Origin of the sequence: Acinetobacter sp. YH16053 (genome assembly GCF_013417035.1) — a bacterium.
Lineage (GTDB): Bacteria > Pseudomonadota > Gammaproteobacteria > Pseudomonadales > Moraxellaceae > Acinetobacter > Acinetobacter towneri.
The window spans coordinates 48,044-67,945 of record NZ_VPEP01000004.1; the positions used below are offsets into that span (position 1 = coordinate 48,044).

The window sequence follows — 19,902 nt, forward strand, 5'->3', positions numbered from 1 at the left end:
GCTAATTTTGCAATGTGCAGTGCTAAAATTCTGCTTGCAGCTACAATGCCAACTTATGTTTATTCTTGGCAAATAAGGCAGACCCAATCCCTTTGACTTGCTGAAGTTCTTCAATACTTTGGAATTTTCCATTTTGTTTTCGATATTCCACAATCGCTTGTGCTTTTTTCATGCCCACCCCAGACAATTGCTGCAATTGTTCTAGTGAAGCGCTATTTAAACGCACTTGATTTGTATGCGCACTTTGCTGAGTAGGACGTGCTAAATAATGTTCTGCGCTTGATGATGTGGTTTGAGCCGCACTTAAACGCTGATCTTGCGCGGCTTGCTGCGCTTTCCATTTTAAATAGTTTTGATCATAGCTGTGCCCACCCACCTGCGCAGGCTTAGATTGCACATTTTGTGCTGTAGTCCATACACTGATACTGCATAACAGCAATGCAAGCCAGTGCTGCCATCCGAAAGAAAAAAAGCGAAAAGAAACTTTTAATTGCTGCGATATATTCATGTTGCCACAAAACCTGTCATTTTAATTGTTGTTTTGCCTGCTCCCAAAGTTGATCCATTTCTTCTAAAGTCATATCTTCTATTGTTTTTTGTTGTAATTCGGCCTGATCTTCAATGTAAGCAAAGCGTGTTCTAAATTTATGAATTGTGCCCAATAATGCCATCTCACTGGACACGCCAAGTTTACGCCCAACATTGATTAAAGAAAACAAACAATCACCAAATTCATCCCGTATTTCGTCGGATTGTTGCCGCTGAATCACCTGCTGTAATTCCTGTAACTCTTCTTCAAGTTTTGCATAAGCCTCTTCTACAGTTGGAAAATCAAAGCTTAACTGGGCTGCATGCTGCTGAATTTGCTGCGCCTGCTGTAATGCAGGGGCATGTTTGATTTCGTCTAAACGTGATTTTGCCTTGCCTTGTTTTTCTTGTTGTTTAATGGTTTTCCACAAGGCAGCAACATCTTCTGCACTGAGCTTCTCAAACTGCTCAGCCTGAAACACATGCGGATGCCGACGGATCAATTTATCGCAAATGGCTTGCACCACATCCTGAAAATTAAATGCACCTTGCTCGCTATACATTTGTGCCTGAAACACCACTTGCAACAACAAATCACCTAGCTCATCACGTACATCATCCACCTTGCCTGAACGCACTGCCGCTTCAACTTCATAAGCTTCTTCAATCGCGTATTTAGTCAAACTTTCTGGGGTTTGTTTTTGATCCCACGGGCATTGTTGACGTAACTGCTGCATGATTGAAAGCAATTGCTGCATGGGTTGTTCCTTATTTCAATTTATTGCACGAATGCACCATTTTTTTGTTATGCTCAGACAGCAAAGACGATATGCACAACAAAAATAACATCAGGGAGCAAGTTCAAATGCACAGTATCTTGATTAGTGGCGCTGCACAAGGCATTGGTGCCGCAATCGCACAATTGTTTTATCAACAAGGTTACCGTGTCGGTATTTATGACATTCATCTCACCCAAGCCCAACAACTGGCCAATCAACTGGGTGAACGTGCGCATGCAGGCTTATTGGATGTAGCAGACTATGCCAGCTGGCAAGCTGCTTTGTCAGATTTTTGCCAATGGGCGGGTGAACTCAATATTTTAGTCAACAATGCTGGAATTTTATATTCAGGTGCTTTTGAAGATACGCCTATAGAAGCTCATCACCGTACTATGGCAGTCAATGTCAATGGTGTATTGAATGGCTGTCACGCAGCTTTGCCTTATTTGAAACAGGCCAGTTTTGCTCGGGTGATTAATCTGTCTTCCGCCTCTGCAATTTATGGACAAGCAGATTTAATCTCATACTCTGCTTCTAAATTTGCTGTGCGAGGCATCACTGAAGGACTAGATATAGAATGGGATAAATTTGGTATTCGTGTGTTAGATGTAATGCCACTTTTTGTGCAAACAGCCATGGTTAAAGATATGGATGCTGGCACCATTCAGAATATGGGGGTACATCTCTCAGCAGAAGATGTAGCGCAAGTGGTTTATCAACAAGCAACGGCCAAAGACTCTATTCTGACCAACACCCACCGTGCGGTAGGTTTAAAAGCCAAAACCTTAATGCAATTGTCTGGCATTAGCCCGCAATGGTTAAATCGTTGGTCGAATCGATTGTTGGCAAAGCGCGCATAAGGTAATGCTACCCCAAGATGCCGCACACAATAAAAAGCCCGAATTTAAAATTCGGGCTTTTTTTGCATCTTGAAAAATGACAGCTTAACCACGCTTAAACTTTTTCTCAGCTTTCTTGAACTTCTGTACATAGCGGCGGCGACGTGCTGCAGTACGCTCATCCACCTGTGACTTACGTCCTTCAAATGGGTTTTCAGAAGTTTTAAATTCAATTTTTACCGGTGTACCTTCAAGTTTATACACTTTACGGAACACATTTTCTAAATAGCGACGGTAATCCGCAGGGGTTTTATCTACCTTGTTGCCGTGAATGACAATTGTAGGTGGGTTTTGTCCGCCCATATGCGCATAGCGCATTTTGATGGCACGCCCCTGTACTTTTGGTGGATGGTGCGCATCAGTCGCATCATTCAAAATTTGTGTCAGTTTAGCAGGTGAAACTTTCAAATGTGATGATTCATAAGCACGGTGTATAGATGGGTATAGATCGCCCACACCTGTACCATGTAATGCAGAAATCAGGTGAATTTTTGCCCATGGAATAAAGTCAAAACGACGTTCTACATCTAGCTTACATTGCTTGCGATCATACTCAGACATATTGTCCCATTTGTTAATCGCAACCACCATGGCACGCCCTGCTTCGAGTGCATAACCAATCAAGTGTAAGTCTTGCTCTACAATACCATCACGTGCATCAACCACCACTACCACAACGTGAGCATCTTTCATGGCTTGTAAGGTTTTCACAATTGAGAATTTCTCAATCATTTCATCGACCTTACCTTTACGACGCACACCTGCAGTATCAATTAAGGTGTATTTACGCCCATTACGCTCAAATGGAATATAAACCGAGTCACGTGTTGTTCCAGGTTGGTCAAATGCAACCACACGCTCTTCACCCAATAAACGGTTGACCAACGTAGATTTCCCCACGTTTGGACGTCCAATAATGGCTAAACGCAAACCTGTGTCTTGGTCATGTGCATCTGGGTTTTCGTCTTCAGGAATATCAGCCAGAACATCTTCCAGCATTTGCTGTACGCCACGTCCGTGACTAGCAGCCACTTGTAATGGTTCGCCCATACCTAGCTTGAAGAATTCCACCAAGGCTGCTTCGGCATGTACGCCATCGACCTTGTTGGCCACTAAGAATACTTTTTTGCCTAAAGTACGCAATTCACGCGCAATTTGCTCATCCGATGCCAACAAGCCTGCACGTGCATCCACCACAAAAATAATGATGTCCGCTTCGTGGATTGCAGTTTTTGACTGCTCTGCCATATAAGAGTCAATACCGCCTTCGGTTTCGCCAATACCACCTGTGTCCACAACAATAAAGGACTTGTTTTGGTAAGTAGCATCACCATATTTTCGGTCACGTGTCAGACCAGCAAAGTCGGCAACAAGCGCATCACGGCTCTTGGTAATCTGGTTAAACAGCGTTGATTTTCCGACGTTCGGACGACCAATGAGCGCAATTACGGGTTTCATAGATTAACCTTTATACAAGATCAGCCAACTTAAATGGCCTGAACATCAGAAACTGTGGAGAAAGTAGATCAAATATCTAAATAAAAACACGGGGTATTGAACATTCAATTACCCCGCGTAAAAATACGGACGACTATTTTAGCATAAAAGTCAGAATAAAATTAACGGTTCTGCCAAACGCTGAAAGCACCCTTTTGCGTTGCTACGTAAAGCTGATTGTCAATGACACGCAATGTGCGTACTTCACCGCTGGTTTTTGAGCGACCAACCAACTGACCTGAACTTGGGTCAAGCAAATGCAACACACCGTCTAAATCGCCTACCACCAAATACTGACCTAGCAAGACTGGATTAGACAAACGACGATTCAACAAACTGTCATTTTCCCAAAGTTGTTGCCCAGACGTGATTTCATAGGCAGCAATTTTACCGTCATCACTACTGACAAACACACCATTACCCGCTACTTCTGGGCGTTTGGTGCTGCTCATGTCTTCGCTCCAGATCACCTGTTGCGATGCCAAGTCCAATACAGTGACCTGACCTTGATAGCTTGTGGTCACCAAGAATTGGCCGGCAACTACAGGGTCACCATCAATATCATTTAAGCGTTGAATGTCTGAACGACCTTCACTGATTGCGACACGACGTTGCATGCGTGGTACGCCTGTCACAATATCTAAGGCATAAACATAGGCATTTGCCGAAGCAATTAAGACTGTACGCGGGTCTAAAGCAACAGGTGCAGCCATACCACGTAAGCTAAACTGTACGTTTGGCAAGTTATAGGTCCATACCAATTGACCCGTTTCTACGTTGTGCGCATACACCGTGCCATCATTGCTGACAGTGACCACACGACCAGACTGAATCAATGAAGGTGCAAGAATTGCACCTGTTAATTGTGCCACCCACTTTTGTTCGCCTGTTTGCTGATCTAGGGCGAACAATTGTCCTTTGCTGTTGCCTGCAACCACTATTCCTTCTGCAGCTTTTACGCCAGCACTAAGACCTTGCTTAGAAACTTGCTTTTGCCAAAGACGTTGTTTGCCTTGATAGGCAGCCATCTCACCTTTAGGATCAACCGTAAAAATTACACCATTTGCAGCATCGAGCTGTAAACGCAGTGGATCTGCTGCCATTGTAGAAGATACGTTTTGCGAAAATACAGGCACTAAACTCTGTGCTTGTTCAAGTTTTGGGAGTGGATTCGGCTTAACTTCTGCAACTTTAATTTTATTTGTAGAACATCCCACCAAAGCGAGGGTTAAAACTGTCAGTGCAAACGGTATTTTATACTTTCTATTCATTGGCTCTCATCCACTTGTGTTTCTAATACTGGGCGTTCAATTTCAGGATCATCCACCAAAACGCCTACACTTTCGAGTTTTATTTGTAAAATTTGACGCTCTTGTTTACGCTCTACCAAAGTATCCCATGCACTTTGATACGCTTTTTTGGCATTTTCACGGTCATTTTTGGCAACATAGACATCACCACGTGCTTCGTCAGCTGTGGCTTTAAATGCCGGATCGGTCACGCCTGCCAAACTTTGAATGGCTTCGTCATATTTCTTTTGAGCCAGCTGTGCATACGCCAAACGTAACTTGACCAGTTGCACCAAGCCCTGATCTTTCACTTTAGAATTTTCAACTTTCTTTAAAGCTTTTTCCGCCGCAGCAAAGTCTTGCTGATCATAAGCCAGTTTTGCCATTAAAAACTGAGTTTGAATGGCCTGCGCAGAGTCTGGCGCTTCTTTCACAATTTTATCGGCAGTTGCAGACAATTGACTAAAAGCATCAGGATTCGCTTCTGCGTTACGAGCATCATCCATCAGTTGTTGCACTTTGGCTGTATTCATTTGATGCTCAGCCAAGTTTTTTTTCTGCCAATATTGCCATCCGAAAAAGGCAATCAACGCAATTAAAATCCCGCTAATAATGGCCGAGCCATATTTTTTCGCAAACGATTTTAAACTATCAAGTTGTTCGTCATCACTCAATGCGCTCATTGGATTACCCTTTTCCTTATGTTATTTGGCTTATTGTGAAGAAAATTTTTCAATGATGAAAGGCACAATTTCAGCAACAGCGACTGCAGTTTGCTCGGCAGTTGCCAAAGTTTTGACTGCCAATTGCTGTGCTTCCGCTTCGCGCTCACCATAAATCAATGCGTAGATTGCACCTGATTGATCGGCTTTTTTCATTTGGCTTTTCATTGAACCTTGTGAACCGACTTTCAGGCGAATTTGGCTGCCTGCCTGTTCCAACTGGTCACGAATTTGCTCAGCCAAAACCATAGCCTTGCCTTGCGTATTTGGGTCTGCCAACAAGAACACTTCACAATCACGTACTGGTGTATTGTCTTCGACTTGCTCAAGTAGCAACAACAAACGCTCAATACCCATGGCAAATCCCACGGCAGGTACAGACTGATCTGCTTTGCCTTTCAATTGCCCAACCAGACCATCATAACGTCCACCTGCACAGACTGTGCCTTGTGAACCTAAATGCGTAGTTGTCCATTCAAATACTGTTTTGTTGTAATAATCTAGACCACGTACCAATTTTTGATTAATTACAAAATCAATGCCTGCATCTGTTAAATATTGCTGTAACTGGGCAAAGTGATTTAGGGTGTCTTCACCCATAAAATCATGTAATTTCGGTGCATTTTCTAAGATGCTTTGTGTTTTAGCATCTTTAGAGTCCAAAATACGCAGTGGATTAGTACTTAAACGACGCTGAGAATCTTCATCTAAATCGGCCTTGTGATCTTCTAAAAACTCAACCAAAGCAGCACGATACGCAGCACGCTCATCCGACTCACCCAAAGTATTCAACTCTAAGCGAACTTTATCGGCAACGCCCATGCGCTTCCATAACCGCGCGGTCATTAAAATCAGTTCGGCATCCATGTCTGGCGTTGCAACCCCAAAGGTTTCTACACCAAACTGATGAAATTGGCGGTAACGGCCTTTTTGCGGCTTTTCATAGCGGAACATCGGGCCGATATACCACACACGCGGGGTCGCGCCACGTAGTAAATTGTGCTCTAACATGGCACGTACACAGCCCGCAGTACCTTCAGGACGCAAAGTCAAAGACTCTGGCGGATTGCCTTTGTCCAAAAAGGTGTACATTTCTTTTTCAACAATATCGGTCGCATCACCAATTGAACGCTTAAACAAATTGGTTTGCTCGACCATTGGCAAACGAATTTGTTGATAACCATAAGCATCCATTAAAGATGCTAAATGTTGCTCTAGACGTCTCCACGCTGGTGTTTGCGTTGGAAGAATGTCATTAAAACCTTTAATTGCAACAATTGAACTCATGTCTTACTCAGAAAAATTTGTACGAATAATCTCTTTAGATTTAGCTTCTTCAAGCTCTGTCACACGTTGACGAACCATGCTTTCGATTTCATCAACAAGTTGGTTGGTATCAATTAAATGGCTTTTTTCACCATTTCGATATACCAACGAACGTGGACTTGCACCCACGACACCAATATCCGCCTCTTTGGCTTCACCTGGGCCATTCACTTTACATCCAATAACCGATACATCCATAGGCGTGCGGATATCTTCCAAACGCTCTTCCAAGGCCTGCATGACAGAAATTACGTTAAATTCCTGACGTGAACAGCTTGGGCAAGCAATGAAGTTAATGCCGTTTGAGCGTAAGCTTAAAGATTTAAGAATATCAAAACCAATTTTGACTTCATCTTCAGGTTCTGCCGCAAGCGAAATACGCATGGTATCACCAATGCCTTCCATGAGCAGACCACCCAAAGCAATTGCTGACTTAACCGTACCTGTACGGTAAATCCCTGCTTCGGTTACACCCAAATGTAATGGATTATCAATTTGTTGTGACAACAGGCGGTAAGCATCCATGGTTAAAAACACATTCGATGCTTTAACTGAAATTTTAAATTCCTGAAAATCTAAGCGATCTAAAATATCAATATGACGCATGGCAGATTCTAGCAATGCTGCGCCTGTTGGCTCACCATATTTTTTCTGAATATCTTTTTCTAGCGATCCTGCATTTACACCAATACGCATGGAAATATCGTGATGTTTTGCGGCAGCCACCACTTCACGAATTTTAGCTTCTGAGCCAATATTCCCTGGGTTAATACGCAAGCAGTCTGCGCCAGCATCTGCAACGGCCAAAGCAATTTTATAGTCAAAGTGAATGTCTGCAACTAAGGGTACAGACACTTGCTTACGAATTTCACCAAATGCAGCTGCGGCTTCCATTGTTGGCACAGAAACACGCATGATGTCTACACCCGCATCTACACAACGCTGGATTTGCGCCACAGTCGCCGCTACATCACAGGTTTCTGTATTGGTCATACTCTGAATACTAATGGGTGCATCACCACCGACATAAACAGAACCCACACGAATTTTACGGGTCGGACGGCGTTGAATTGGATTCACAATCATGATATCGCTCTACCTTGCTGCATTATCGAGACAAACGGAATTCGGCTTTTCCGTTTACAGTATATGGCGATAATGAAATCGACTCATTGTTCAAACTTAATGACACAGCAGTGGCATCATCTAAACGAATTTGGAATGGGGCTTCACCTTGTAAATTTAAAGTTGATGCCTGACGTCCCGTTGCCAATACATTGCCTGCAGAGTCAACAATATGCACTGAAGTTGGACGTACAAATTGCAAATTCAATTGATCACCTGAAGCAAGTGAGGTTGTGCCAACTGTTGCATTGTCTGAAATGATTTGCACATCAGATTGCAGCACTGCAATTTCAGGTTCAGCAGTGTCTTGACTAGAAGACATCCAGTTCTGAATCAATGCCACCAAAGCCCACAGGAGCAACAAGACAGCAATCGCAATGGCGATACGGGTCAGCCACTTCTTATTACGATCACGGTTGGAACCAGGCAGCTTCCCCATAATTTTGATGGGTGAATTGTTCAAGGCATGGTTGGGCAACAGACCTGTATCGTTGGCATAAATTTCATCAAAACGCTGAATAATCGCAGAAGCATCGACCTGCAAATATTTGGCATAGGTACGATAATAACCTTTAATAAAGGTTGCTTCTGGCAAGGCAGTATATTCATCCTGCTCAAGTGCAGTCAGTGTTTTCAATGGAATTTTCAAATCTTTTGAAACATCAGCCAGATCGCGTTTTTGATTCACACGAATTTGACGAAGGTACTCACCTGGACGTTGAACATTTCCTAATGCATGGGGTACCTGATTGCTCCCCTGTGATGGTTGCGGTGAATTAGGATTTACTTCCATACGGCCTCAGTACTGTACTGTAATTGCAAATAACGTTGGTATTCTTGGCTATTGGGAAATAATGCACGCAGCTGGTTCACTAAAACCTGAGTTCCCAATTGATCGCCATTGGCACGTGCTAAACGAATCCCAATCCATAAGGCACGCGCACCCTGATTTTTTTGCCCGACCGCACGTACAAACTGTTCATACAATTGTCGAGCGGGTGCAAATTGTTGTCTTAAATATAAAATTTCAGACAACTCTAACATTGAAACATAAGAATCGCGGTTGGCTTGCAAGGCTTGTTTGAATGATTTTTCGGCATTCGCGACATCACCCAACTTTAAATAAATACGCCCTACGTTTTCTAATGCTCTAAAACGCTGATCATAACCCAGTGTTGCACCAGCAATACTGAGCTGTTCAATCGCCTCATTATAACGTTCTACTTGATATAAATACGTACCATAGTTGTTACGCGCTTGTGCATTTTGAGGGTCAGCAGCAATGGCACGCTTAAAATACGCATCGGCTTTTTCTAGATTCAGCTTGCTACCTTCTTGCTGCAACAACACTCCCATCATCATATTGGCAGATGAATCGCGTGAATCGCTTTCCAAAGCTTGATCCAACGCACGCTTAGCAGAATCTAAGTCGCCATTTTTTAAATATTCTGCGGCAAGTTGAGTGCGTACTTGTACTGCTTTTTCTGGGTCTTTTTGTCCGAGCGTTGGCGCTGTGGTTTGACAAGCTGCAGCAAAAATTGCCGAAATACAAACAGTTGTAATTTGTGCGATTTTAAATACAGGCTTATTCAATGGACATCCCCTTTGCGTCTTCGTTCGATGCAAGTTAGTTATCTATACAAGTCATTATCCTTGCGAGCGTATGATTTCATTTTGCGCTGCAACTTTCTTTTTCCACTGTTCGGCACGGCGGGTGCGGTCTGCCACTTGTCCGACCAATTGCCCACACGCAGCATCAATATCATCACCACGTGTCTGACGAATCGTACACACAAAACCTGCATCAGACAAAGTTTTTTGGAAAGAAATAATTCGATTTCGGCTTGAACGTCCATACGGCGCGTGCGGAAATGGGTTAAATGGAATCAAATTAATCTTGCTTGGCAGGTTCTTGAGTAGCTTAATCATTTGCTGCGCATGTTCAGGATGGTCATTTACACCATCTAACATGACATATTCAATGGTCACGTGTTTACGCGCACTTTCGTTGCCATCTTTGCCAATATAACGCTGACAAGCTGCGATTAATTGTTCCAATGGATATTTTTTATTGATTGGAACAAGTTCATCACGCAGTTCGTTATTGGTGGCGTGCAAAGAAATTGCCAAAGCCACATCAATATCTTGTGCCAATTGGTCAATTTTAGGTACAACACCCGAAGTCGATAAAGTCACACGACGCTTAGACATGCCATAAGCAAAGTCATCTAGCATAATGCGCATGGCGTTCAAGACGGCATCGTAATTCAACAACGGTTCGCCCATACCCATCATCACCACGTTGGTCACAGAACGCTCACGTTCAATCACAGGCACATCTTCCATATAGGAATAGTTTGCCATCCACAACTGACCAATAATTTCGGCTTGGGTTAGGTCACGCTGAAAACCTTGTTTACCCGTAGAACAAAATGAACAGTCCAGTGCACAACCTACTTGCGATGAAATACACAGGGTTTTACGTGAGCCAGTTTTGTCTTCGGCAGGAATCAGAACGGTTTCGACCAATGAGCCTTCACCATCACCGACACGGAATACCCACTTACGAGTACCGTCTTTAGAATAATTTTTATGCACCACTTCAGGCGCTTTAATTTCACAAATCTTTTCCAGTTTTTCACGTAACTTGCCTGAAATATTGGTCATTTCAGCAAAATCTGTAACAAAAAACTGGTGAATCCATTTCATCACCTGCCCTGCACGGAATTTCTTCTCGCCTAAATCTTCAAAGAATTTTTCCATTTGTGGACGTGACAGGCCAAGGAGATTCACTTTCTCTGCAGTCGCAGACTGTGCAGGAGCGGACGCAGATGCTTGCTGAACATCTGTTGCAGATGCAGCGAGGACTTCTGTACTCATGTGTGTATACCTAAACCATGTCTAAAGATGAAAGGAGAAGCTCAAGAGGTGAGCAAAGGTTTATTCAGAAAATAAAAATCGGAGAATAAAAAACCAGATAAGCATAATAACACTTATCTGGTTTGAATACTGCGTATTAACGAGTACGTGGGCAAACTTCAGTTTGAGCAAAGAAGTAGTTTACTTCACGCTCTGCAGATGCAACTGAGTCTGAACCGTGAGCAGCGTTTTCATCGATGCTTACAGCGAAATCTGCACGGATTGTACCAGGTGCAGCTTCTTTAGGGTTTGTTGCACCTAAAATTTCACGGTGAGCAAGAACTGCGTTTTCACCTTCAAGAACTGAAACAACGACTGGACCAGAAGTCATGAACGCAACTAGGTCACCAAAGAAACCACGTTCTTTGTGCTCAGCGTAGAAGCCTTCAGCTTCAGCTTGAGAAAGGTGTTTCATTTTAGTCGCAACGATTTTAAGACCAGCTTTTTCGAAACGAGCAAAGATGTCACCGATGTGGTTTTTAGCAACAGCATCTGGTTTTACGATAGATAAAGTACGTTCAATAGCCATGATTGGCTCCTTAAGTCAATGTTGACGCGAAAATTTTGCCGCATTATACCGAATAATGGGCTATTTTCTGCTTTTGATGTGTAAAAAAATTGCTTTTTTCGATATGAAGCGCATTGTGCAGGACCTTGATCGGCAAATCAATCTTGCTTCACACCGCTAGATTAACGTGCTTCGTCAATCCACGCCATTTGAATGGCTTCTAAGATGCCTTCAGTCGATTTTTCGGGATCATCTTCAAACTCTGGCAAAGCACAGACCCAAGCGTGCAAATCGGTAAAACGAATCCATTGCGGATCGACATCGGGATGCGCCTCATATAACTCAATGGCAATGTCGATGCTGTCCGTCCAACGTAAACCCATGTGTATTCCCTATTCTAGTCAAGACAGCGACTACTTTAACAAATTTCGCATGGGCTGCCTGCCATTACTGCACTGAATTTTCGATTTGGTTTTATCCAAGCTTATAAAACAATATTTACATAAGGTGCAGCCAAAATAATCGCACTCGCCACTGAACCGCCAATCATCGCCCCGACTGCCACATCACTCGGATAGTGCAAGCCTAAAATCATACGGGAAACGGCCACCAAAATCGTAAAGGGCAACATCAACATCAACAATACTGGCTGGATATAACCCAAAACCGTTGTGGTCATGACTGCATGCAAAGTGTGACCTGATGGGAAGCTAAAATGATCTAAGGGACGTTCACCCAAACGGATCACTTGGTGTACCTGATACGGACGTGGACGGACGGTTTTTTGTTTTAAATATTTATAAATACCTGTGCCGACAGATCCGCCTAACAACAGATAAATAATTTGTAAACTATAACCAATGCCCTGCATCATCCATGCACTTGCGAGCATGACATACCAGAACACACCATCGCCCAAACGGCTAATAACTTTAAAAAATTGTGCCACCCGCTGAGAGTGGGAAAAATGGTTAAGATACAAACAGCCTTTTAAGTCGAGATCCAGCATTCTTATTTTTGCATTTTTAAACTTCATCAGTTCTCTCCTCTTTGGCGTATAGCTAAGATGGCATGTGTAGCTCCTTCGCCACCAGATATAACGCCTGCTCAAATTGTTGGACTGGATACTGCCAGCCAATATTTAAAGTCGCTTTGCGGGCGTGTTCGCCCATCTGTCTAAGGGTTGTAAGATCTGGAAGTCGGTGGATATGACCGACCAAATCTTCTGGCTGACCGAGTGGACTCAACCAACCTGTTTCATTCGGTTTTAGATGTAAACGTGCACAAGCATAATCATACGCAATGACAGGTAAGCCACTGGCCATGGCTTCTAACACGACATTACCAAAGGTTTCGACCTGACTGGCGAAAGCAAATACATCGGCACTGGCATAGGCTTGTGCAAGTGCTATCCCACTTAAACTACCTGTAAAAACAATATCTCCCTGAGTGTTCAAGGCTTCTAAACGCTCACGGTCTGGGCCATCTCCAACAATCACCAATTTCACAGGCTGTTCGGTATTTTTTGGCATACGCTGATAGGCATCAATAATAAGATTGACTTCTTTTTCAGGTGATAAACGCCCGACATACAACATCACCCGCGTGTTTTCACTGGCACCCCAACTTGCTCGCAGTTGGGTCGAACGAAAATACGGGGAAAAATATTCAACATCGACACCACGCCCAACCACCACTAAAGGCCCTTGCACGCCAAACTGACGCAATGATTTTTCGGTGTGGCTACTTGGCACACAAGTCAGCGATGTATTGTTATGAAACCATTTTAGATAGTGCTGAATGGGTTTGAGTAAAAATGCCAAATCGAAAAAACGGCTAAAATCCTGAAAAGCAGAGTGAAAACCACTCGATACTGGAATATTTTTTGATTTTGCAATATGTAAACTGGCAAGCCCCAAAGGACCTTCAGTCACGATATGCACCACATCGGGTTGAAACTCATCTAAAGCCTGCGAAAGTTTAGACCACTGCGGCCAGCCAAATTGTAAATTATGATATTTAGGAATGGCTTGTGCTTTTACCAGACATTCTTGATACGGTTGGAATTGAGTGCAGGCTTGTTTTTGTTCAGGGCGAATCAATAAAATTTTGTGTCCAAGTTCCTGCAATCCTTTGCAAAGCTGTAACAGTGAACGTGCCACACCATTAATTTCAGGTGGCCAAGTTTCTGTTACAAGGGCAATTTTTAAACGTGGGCGGACAAGGTCTGAGAGTTCAGAGGTAGGCTGGCTGCTTTTTTGTTTTTGATCTTGTTTGAAATAAAATTTAAATAACTCAGGCAAACTAGGTGACTTAAATAACATTGTACGAGAAGACGCTGACATCCGCGAATTCCTCTATTGTTTTTGTAAGCCTAGTTTAGTCTTTAGAGTTTTCACTTTTATGATAGATTGATGAAATTAATTTCATACTTGTGTCTAATAGCTTCAAGTTTAGGGTATATAAAGTACACCCTTTTATATCTCACTAAGAACTGTGCGCATTAAAACATCAGATTAACATACAAGCTATCCCGATAAACACCTGCTGGTGTCATTGCCGATGGTCGTTCCGCGAGTTGCACCAATACCACAAACTTTTCTTGGGGACTTGCAGGTTGGGCAATAGGTACATTCCAACGTAATGACGTTGCACCATTAATATTCATCTGCGTTTTGAGCTTATGATTTTTCTCATTCACCACATAACTGCTGCCTGTACTATTGACTAAGTTTCGCGTATTAAACTTAATCGCATAGCGACTTTCACAAGCCACAGAAAATGATGTGGCTGCCTGACTCAAATATGATGCGTTCAAATTAAGCTGGCTTGAGGTCAGGCGTTCAATTTGACATTGCTTTGCATGCACCATACCTACAGCACTCATACCACAGACCAATAACAACACACTGGTTTTCATGATTCCACTCCTAGATTTGCTTTGCTTGATTTGCTTTCCAAGCAGAAGCCAACTAACGACACTGCAATGTGGTCGGTGTAGTACTGTCCGCAGATTCCTCTGCGCTGACTTGTAATACAGCTGAACAAGTACGTGCCTCTCTGGTTTTAATTTGCACAGCGTAATTGCCAGGGACAAAACCATATAAAGTCACTGTGCCATCCGAAGTGATGGGATAAACCTCACCACCATCATGATTAATATGTAATTCCGAACCTGCAACAAAAGGTTGATGATGAGCATCCACAGGACGTAACTTGATTTGCTTGGCATGCAAAACAGGAAACTCAATGCGATATCCACGTTGATTTAATGCAGTGATTTGCTTGTTTGAATACAGAATTTTATCTTCAATCGGTAGCTGATTATGATCAAAAGAAATGTCATATTTCACATAAGGAATAATATCATGCACAAAGGCATAGCCTTTTTTGTTGGTTTTATCGGCATAAGTTAAAGAACGCAAAATATCAATATCCTGATAATCTCCAACTTTAACCAAACCAAATGCATGATCAACAATTTTAGTAAAGCTAAATTGATTTCCTAACCAAACGATAGCACCACGATAACCAATTTGTGAGTCACGATTTTCTTTACTCTGTACATGATAAATATCTAAATCGCCAATATTGGTTTTTAACTTACTATTTACGTTATAAAGCGTTTCATTATTACGATGATTTACCCCGACAGCATAATCAAAACCCACCTGACTCGAATCATTTTTCACAAGTTGTAAATTACTCACCTGATCTTCCGACTGACTAAAATAAACAGATTTATCATCAAAACTATAACTGAGAGATAATATTCCACCAGAATCTTTACGATCACCAAAAGTATTAAAATAACTTAAACCAAGCGAAACACGACGGCCAATATTACGATTAAAACCGATATTCAACACACGTTGATTGGACTGATTAAATTCAGAATGCGGATAATATTTTTGTTCTGCATAGTTGATATTCACATTATGTAAATAAGGCACATTGGTCATGCCAAAATACACCAAGTTTTCAAATTTAGGATATGACGTGCTGATCTGTAAATCATCACCCAAAAACTTAAAGTCTTGTTCGGTATATTTAGAACTCAGCCCCATTGAAAACTGACCAAAGTCCTTACTGGCAGATAAACCTACTGAATAATTTATTTTATTTCGATCATCATGAGCGGCTAAAACCACAATATCAAAAACCAAAATATTACGAACCGCTTGTGTCCACATTAATCCGAAATTTTGAATATCTTGGCTATATGCAATATTGGCTCCTAAAGTTGTTGCATTTGACAAACCTCTACGATAAAAACCATTTGCAAAAAAATCACCATAATCATTGCTTTCTATATTGTAGTTATAGCGCAACTTACCTAAAGCAATATTGTATTCATCTAAACCTTCGCGCAGTAAACGGTTCGTCACCAAAATTGGAAAACTTTGCACACTGCGGTTACCTAAAATATCCTCAACCACAATTTGTGCATTACCCGCCTGCTGAATTTGCGCCCCTGTTTGTAGGCTATAATCACCAGGACTGACTTTTTGACTATAAATACTGACCCCATTAATAAATAATTCAACCGTAGATGGAATTCGCGCACTGCCCTGCAACGTTGGGATATTCCAATACACAAAATTGGGGCGTTCTGTGTAATTAGTTCCCCAGTTTAAGCCCGCAAAACGCAATGAATTAATTAATGGGTTATAAGTGGTGGTCGTATCACCCAAAGTTAAGCGGGTCATACTTTCTGGGAACTCCAAATCAAAACTACTATTCAAACGCACAAAATTTTCATCTATAGGCGTGTTTTGATAGAGCACCGAATTTTTAAAAATCCAATAATCTTTAAATATACCCAACTCTGCCAAGCCACTATAAGATTGATTTGAATTACTATCTGAATAAACCAAGTCATAATTCATAAAGCCACCCAAACTGGCTTTTTCAGGCAGCATATTTTGATTAAATACATTTAAATCTGAATCAAAATATGCTGTGGGAATATTTAACTTAATCGACTGTGAAGATGCATCCAGTACACTCTGTATTTCACCGTCACTAACCAAACAAAAATCTATGCGACTAAGATGCTTTTTTAATTTTTGGATTTGAATTTGACGTTCAGTGAGTACTTCGCAGGCAATGTAATACTGATGTTGATCGGTCAATAACATGATATCAGTATGATGATCGAGTTCATTGATCCATAAATTGACCAAGCTTTCTTCTGTAGAGGATTCATTTGCATGCACGCCGAGACTAAAAAAAACCTGAATCACAATACAAAATCGAATTTTTGCTTTCATCGCACATCCCCCCTACACCTCCAATCGGCGAACACTCCCTAATCAGAGAGTTTTAACTCCACCATATCGTCATTTTTATCGGTAAAAAACTGAACGCTATACTTTTTTGGGTCGGTAATTTTGGTGTCTTTTAACGCATAGCTATAATTCATTTTTGCCAATAAATAATTCATACTCTCTGCTTTAAAAACGACTTTTTTATTGGCATCAACCAATGCCAAATTATTCACTTGTATATGTGAATTGGCCTGATTTCTTGCAATTAACTTGTTATTTTCAATATTAAATTTTAAGTTGATGTTTTCTTGTTTCCCAACAAACAGCGGCAAATTAAAACTCATCAAAAAATTAACAGAAGATTCTTCAACTGCTTGAGGAATTTCATCAATCATAATGCGCCATGTCCCTTCCTGACTCCCCGTTAAAACAGATTCTAAAGGACGATTAAAACCAACACGTATGGTTTGTTTCGCATTTGGCTGCAAAATAAAGTTTTTAGGGTTAAGCATTAAACTATCATCGGGTTCGAGTACATTCTCACCATTGGCATTTTGAGTCCACTTAAATGCTTTTACTTCAAAAATTCTTTTTTGTACTGCATCTTTAGATTCTAAAGTCACTGTTGTGGTTTTTTGTTTTGCTTGACCCGTAATATACATTTGCACAGGTTCAACAGAAACGCCTGCATAGCTTACAGGTAGAAAAAACATTGAAGTGATATATGCTGCCATTATTTTTTTCATGTTATTCCCCCAGTATTGAATAAAAAACCTAACCCGATCTTCAGATCAGATTAGGCTGTATTTAGAATTAGTAATACACTTTAATACTATAGGTATCGTTATAAGTACCTGCACGTTGGAATGCACCAACTGCTTGGTTACTCACTGAAACAGTGTATTTATCATCGGCTAAGCCATTATGTTGAGTATCACCCCATGCGATAATTCCACCACCAGCTTTAGTCGTTGAAATGGTCGTCGGAACACGGACATTACTGTCTTTCTCATGTTTTACATAAGTGCTCGCAGATGTACCCGCATTTGCTGTTTGAATATTCAACACATAATGCGTATTACTTCGAATGGTATAATCTGAAGTTTTTGAACCACCTTTTTCACTCAATTCAATCAGTGAACCGCCCAAAACTTCACATTTTTTATTAACTTTTAATTTGATTGGGATATCTTTTTGACAGCCTATACTCGTACAGTTACCCCAGTTATTAGCTGAACCACCAACAAGTGCTGCTTCTGTACCAGCATCCTGTGCATAAATAACAGTTGAACACGCACCAAACATAATTGCAGACAATGCAACTTTCATTAATTTAGCCATTACACTTCTCCATAACTCTTATAAAAAAACCATTTTTTAATCATTCACTCGCTTGAGATATCGTTAGAATTATTGAAACGCAATCCTTAGCAAGCTTCTTCATTTTAGGTATTTCTCACAAAAAACCATCTATACGCGCTATTTCACGCAATATTGAATAAACTTTGAATTTCAGCAAATTAGGAGATTAAAGTATTGTTTTAAATGACATCGCAAAAAACTAGGGAGCAGTTCACTCCCCAAAATTTGTGATCCAAATTTTAGGGATACTAAAAAAAATATATTTATTTACATTTAAACCAACACATTGTTTTTATTTAACTTTAACAACATTTTTATTTTAACTTTTGTTACATTTTAAATGGGTTTATTTTTGAAAGAATGGTCAAAAATAAAATTTTATCTCTTTTTTTAATCCACTTTTCACGTATTTGATTCACTATCCCCTATCACATTTGACAGATTAAACGATTTTTAACATCAAATCTCACCAATTACAGGGATTGCCCTTCTCTATAAAAACCCATGCTTTAAACGACTGAATTCATTCAAAAGATCAAATTTTTACATCACCAACTCAACGAAGAAACAGTTGATCATTCATCTATGTCTGTAACGTGAGAAATAAACCTCGCAAGAAGTTTAGCCGTTCAATAACGCAATAGCAGACAAAATAAAACCCCATTCAAGCCACTGCCTAAATGGGGTCATCACACCTGAGTCAGTAATATAGACTCAGGTACACACGCGTGACTTATTTAACGTAAGTCAACCAGTGTGCATATTTGTCATTCTTCCCTTGAACAGCATCAAAGAAAGTTTTTTGAATTTCAGTGGTAATTGGGCCACGTGAACCACAGCCAATCACACGGTCATCGTATTCACGAATAGGGGTAACTTCTGCTGCTGTACCTGTAAAGAAAGCTTCATCGGCAATATAGAACTCATCACGCGTAATACGGCGTTCAACCACTTTATAGCCCAAGTCTTTGGCAATCGTAATCACGGTTTGACGTGTAATACCATCTAAAGCACCACCAGCAATGTCAGGAGTATGTAAAACGCCATCTTTAATTAAGAATACGTTTTCACCAGAACCTTGACATACATAACCTTGTGGGTCCATCAGCATTGCTTCGTCATAACCCGCCTGTGCGACTTCTTGGTGAGCAAGAATAGATAAGGTGTAGTTACCAGATGCTTTGGCTTTACACATAGTCACGTTTGGATGGTGATGCGTGAATGATGAAGTTTTAACACGAATACCATTGGCCATCGCTTCTTCACCTAAATATGCCCCCCAACCCCAAGCGGCAACAGCAGCATGAATGGTGTTATTGGTTGCAGCGATACCTAATTTTTCAGAACCAATCCAGATTAATGGACGTAAGTAGCACGATGAAAGTTTGTTTTCACGTACCACATCAATTTGCGCTTGCTCTAAAGCTGCTTGATCAAATGGTACTTTCATTTGATAAATTTTGGCAGAGTTTAACAAACGCTTAGTATGGTCCTGAAGACGGAAAATCGCAGTTCCGTTTGGCGTTTCATAAGCGCGGACACCCTCAAACACACCCATACTGTAGTGTAAGGTATGCGTTAAGACGTGAATTTTTGCATCACGCCAGTCAACCAATTGTCCATCTTGCCAAATAAAACCATCACGATCAGCCAAATTCATGGCACACACTCCAAATGT

The 19,902-nt window shown here is 41.3% G+C and carries 20 protein-coding genes; 1 reads left to right on the forward strand and 19 read right to left on the reverse strand.

What is annotated here, in order from left to right; translation table 11 throughout:
- Positions 1-40: 40 nt before the first annotated feature.
- Both FTV43_RS05120 and mazG read right to left on the reverse strand, forming a co-directional pair.
- Positions 41-508 carry a ComEA family DNA-binding protein gene (locus FTV43_RS05120; RefSeq protein ID WP_179995003.1) on the reverse strand — a complete coding sequence of 156 codons (468 nt, stop codon included), beginning with the start codon at positions 506-508 and terminating at the stop codon, positions 41-43.
- A gap of 16 nt (positions 509-524) precedes the next feature.
- Entirely contained in the window at positions 525-1,286 is a 762-nt protein-coding gene (gene mazG, locus FTV43_RS05125; RefSeq protein ID WP_179995004.1) for a nucleoside triphosphate pyrophosphohydrolase, read from the reverse strand.
- A 107-nt stretch (positions 1,287-1,393) separates the two neighbouring features.
- Between mazG and FTV43_RS05130 the strand changes: the two genes are divergently transcribed.
- A complete protein-coding gene (locus tag FTV43_RS05130; RefSeq protein ID WP_179995005.1) occupies positions 1,394-2,167 on the forward strand; it encodes an SDR family oxidoreductase in 774 nt (257 codons plus the stop codon).
- 84 nt (positions 2,168-2,251) lie between these two features.
- Here FTV43_RS05130 and der read toward each other — a convergent pair whose 3' ends face one another.
- From der to FTV43_RS05215, 17 genes are all read right to left on the reverse strand, one after another.
- Positions 2,252-3,664, reverse strand: coding sequence for a ribosome biogenesis GTPase Der (der, locus tag FTV43_RS05135; protein ID WP_168418436.1), 1,413 nt, complete (start codon positions 3,662-3,664; stop codon positions 2,252-2,254).
- A 161-nt stretch (positions 3,665-3,825) separates the two neighbouring features.
- Positions 3,826-4,974, reverse strand: coding sequence for an outer membrane protein assembly factor BamB (gene bamB / locus FTV43_RS05140; RefSeq protein WP_179995006.1), 1,149 nt, complete (start codon positions 4,972-4,974; stop codon positions 3,826-3,828).
- Positions 4,971-5,675: a tetratricopeptide repeat protein gene (locus FTV43_RS05145; RefSeq protein ID WP_179995007.1), complete on the reverse strand. Its 705-nt coding sequence runs from the start codon at positions 5,673-5,675 to the stop codon at positions 4,971-4,973. The genes bamB and FTV43_RS05145 overlap by 4 nt, the downstream gene beginning before the upstream one ends.
- 30 nt (positions 5,676-5,705) lie before the next feature.
- Complete coding sequence (gene hisS, locus FTV43_RS05150; protein WP_179995008.1) at positions 5,706-7,001, reverse strand: histidine--tRNA ligase; 1,296 nt, start codon at positions 6,999-7,001, stop codon at positions 5,706-5,708.
- Between the two features lie 3 nt (positions 7,002-7,004).
- A complete protein-coding gene (gene ispG, locus FTV43_RS05155; protein ID WP_179995009.1) occupies positions 7,005-8,126 on the reverse strand; it encodes a flavodoxin-dependent (E)-4-hydroxy-3-methylbut-2-enyl-diphosphate synthase in 1,122 nt (373 codons plus the stop codon).
- Between the two features lie 22 nt (positions 8,127-8,148).
- On the reverse strand, positions 8,149-8,958 hold the full coding sequence (locus FTV43_RS05160) for a DUF4115 domain-containing protein (protein WP_179995010.1): 810 nt from the start codon (positions 8,956-8,958) through the stop codon (positions 8,149-8,151).
- The gene (pilW, locus tag FTV43_RS05165; protein ID WP_179995011.1) at positions 8,949-9,758 is read right to left on the reverse strand and encodes a type IV pilus biogenesis/stability protein PilW; all 810 of its coding nucleotides are present in this window, start codon (positions 9,756-9,758) and stop codon (positions 8,949-8,951) included. The genes FTV43_RS05160 and pilW overlap by 10 nt, the downstream gene beginning before the upstream one ends.
- A 54-nt stretch (positions 9,759-9,812) precedes the next feature.
- Complete coding sequence (gene rlmN / locus FTV43_RS05170; RefSeq protein WP_179995012.1) at positions 9,813-11,045, reverse strand: 23S rRNA (adenine(2503)-C(2))-methyltransferase RlmN; 1,233 nt, start codon at positions 11,043-11,045, stop codon at positions 9,813-9,815.
- A 136-nt stretch (positions 11,046-11,181) separates the two neighbouring features.
- On the reverse strand, positions 11,182-11,613 hold the full coding sequence (ndk, locus tag FTV43_RS05175) for a nucleoside-diphosphate kinase (RefSeq protein ID WP_004975092.1): 432 nt from the start codon (positions 11,611-11,613) through the stop codon (positions 11,182-11,184).
- A 161-nt stretch (positions 11,614-11,774) separates the two neighbouring features.
- A complete protein-coding gene (gene iscX / locus FTV43_RS05180; protein WP_019836293.1) occupies positions 11,775-11,975 on the reverse strand; it encodes a Fe-S cluster assembly protein IscX in 201 nt (66 codons plus the stop codon).
- A gap of 101 nt (positions 11,976-12,076) precedes the next feature.
- The gene (locus FTV43_RS05185; RefSeq protein WP_004975087.1) at positions 12,077-12,628 is read right to left on the reverse strand and encodes a phosphatase PAP2 family protein; all 552 of its coding nucleotides are present in this window, start codon (positions 12,626-12,628) and stop codon (positions 12,077-12,079) included.
- Positions 12,629-12,653: 25 nt separating this feature from the next.
- Complete coding sequence (locus FTV43_RS05190) at positions 12,654-13,937, reverse strand: glycosyltransferase family 1 protein (protein WP_179995013.1); 1,284 nt, start codon at positions 13,935-13,937, stop codon at positions 12,654-12,656.
- A 158-nt stretch (positions 13,938-14,095) separates the two neighbouring features.
- Positions 14,096-14,512 carry a hypothetical protein gene (locus tag FTV43_RS05195; RefSeq protein ID WP_179995014.1) on the reverse strand — a complete coding sequence of 139 codons (417 nt, stop codon included), beginning with the start codon at positions 14,510-14,512 and terminating at the stop codon, positions 14,096-14,098.
- Between the two features lie 52 nt (positions 14,513-14,564).
- Positions 14,565-16,865, reverse strand: a complete 2,301-nt coding sequence (locus FTV43_RS05200) for a fimbria/pilus outer membrane usher protein (RefSeq protein ID WP_179995015.1) — start codon at positions 16,863-16,865, stop codon at positions 14,565-14,567.
- A 38-nt stretch (positions 16,866-16,903) separates the two neighbouring features.
- Complete coding sequence (locus tag FTV43_RS05205; protein ID WP_179995016.1) at positions 16,904-17,608, reverse strand: molecular chaperone; 705 nt, start codon at positions 17,606-17,608, stop codon at positions 16,904-16,906.
- A 67-nt stretch (positions 17,609-17,675) separates the two neighbouring features.
- Positions 17,676-18,203, reverse strand: a complete 528-nt coding sequence (locus FTV43_RS05210) for a hypothetical protein (protein ID WP_179995017.1) — start codon at positions 18,201-18,203, stop codon at positions 17,676-17,678.
- Between the two features lie 754 nt (positions 18,204-18,957).
- Positions 18,958-19,884 carry a branched-chain amino acid transaminase gene (locus tag FTV43_RS05215; protein ID WP_179995018.1) on the reverse strand — a complete coding sequence of 309 codons (927 nt, stop codon included), beginning with the start codon at positions 19,882-19,884 and terminating at the stop codon, positions 18,958-18,960.
- Positions 19,885-19,902 lie beyond the last annotated feature (18 nt).

Coding starts and splice junctions, on each gene's coding strand:
- FTV43_RS05120 (WP_179995003.1), bottom strand. CDS start 508: ATGAATATATCGCAGCAATTAAAAGTTTCTTTTCGCTTTTTTTCTTTC.
- mazG (WP_179995004.1), bottom strand. CDS start 1,286: ATGCAGCAATTGCTTTCAATCATGCAGCAGTTACGTCAACAATGCCCG.
- FTV43_RS05130 (WP_179995005.1), top strand. CDS start 1,394: ATGCACAGTATCTTGATTAGTGGCGCTGCACAAGGCATTGGTGCCGCA.
- der (WP_168418436.1), bottom strand. CDS start 3,664: ATGAAACCCGTAATTGCGCTCATTGGTCGTCCGAACGTCGGAAAATCA.
- bamB (WP_179995006.1), bottom strand. CDS start 4,974: ATGAATAGAAAGTATAAAATACCGTTTGCACTGACAGTTTTAACCCTC.
- FTV43_RS05145 (WP_179995007.1), bottom strand. CDS start 5,675: ATGAGCGCATTGAGTGATGACGAACAACTTGATAGTTTAAAATCGTTT.
- hisS (WP_179995008.1), bottom strand. CDS start 7,001: ATGAGTTCAATTGTTGCAATTAAAGGTTTTAATGACATTCTTCCAACG.
- ispG (WP_179995009.1), bottom strand. CDS start 8,126: ATGATTGTGAATCCAATTCAACGCCGTCCGACCCGTAAAATTCGTGTG.
- FTV43_RS05160 (WP_179995010.1), bottom strand. CDS start 8,958: ATGGAAGTAAATCCTAATTCACCGCAACCATCACAGGGGAGCAATCAG.
- rlmN (WP_179995012.1), bottom strand. CDS start 11,045: ATGAGTACAGAAGTCCTCGCTGCATCTGCAACAGATGTTCAGCAAGCA.
- ndk (WP_004975092.1), bottom strand. CDS start 11,613: ATGGCTATTGAACGTACTTTATCTATCGTAAAACCAGATGCTGTTGCT.
- iscX (WP_019836293.1), bottom strand. CDS start 11,975: ATGGGTTTACGTTGGACGGACAGCATCGACATTGCCATTGAGTTATAT.
- FTV43_RS05185 (WP_004975087.1), bottom strand. CDS start 12,628: ATGAAGTTTAAAAATGCAAAAATAAGAATGCTGGATCTCGACTTAAAA.
- FTV43_RS05190 (WP_179995013.1), bottom strand. CDS start 13,937: ATGTCAGCGTCTTCTCGTACAATGTTATTTAAGTCACCTAGTTTGCCT.
- FTV43_RS05195 (WP_179995014.1), bottom strand. CDS start 14,512: ATGAAAACCAGTGTGTTGTTATTGGTCTGTGGTATGAGTGCTGTAGGT.
- FTV43_RS05200 (WP_179995015.1), bottom strand. CDS start 16,865: ATGAAAGCAAAAATTCGATTTTGTATTGTGATTCAGGTTTTTTTTAGT.
- FTV43_RS05205 (WP_179995016.1), bottom strand. CDS start 17,608: ATGAAAAAAATAATGGCAGCATATATCACTTCAATGTTTTTTCTACCT.
- FTV43_RS05210 (WP_179995017.1), bottom strand. CDS start 18,203: ATGGCTAAATTAATGAAAGTTGCATTGTCTGCAATTATGTTTGGTGCG.
- FTV43_RS05215 (WP_179995018.1), bottom strand. CDS start 19,884: ATGAATTTGGCTGATCGTGATGGTTTTATTTGGCAAGATGGACAATTG.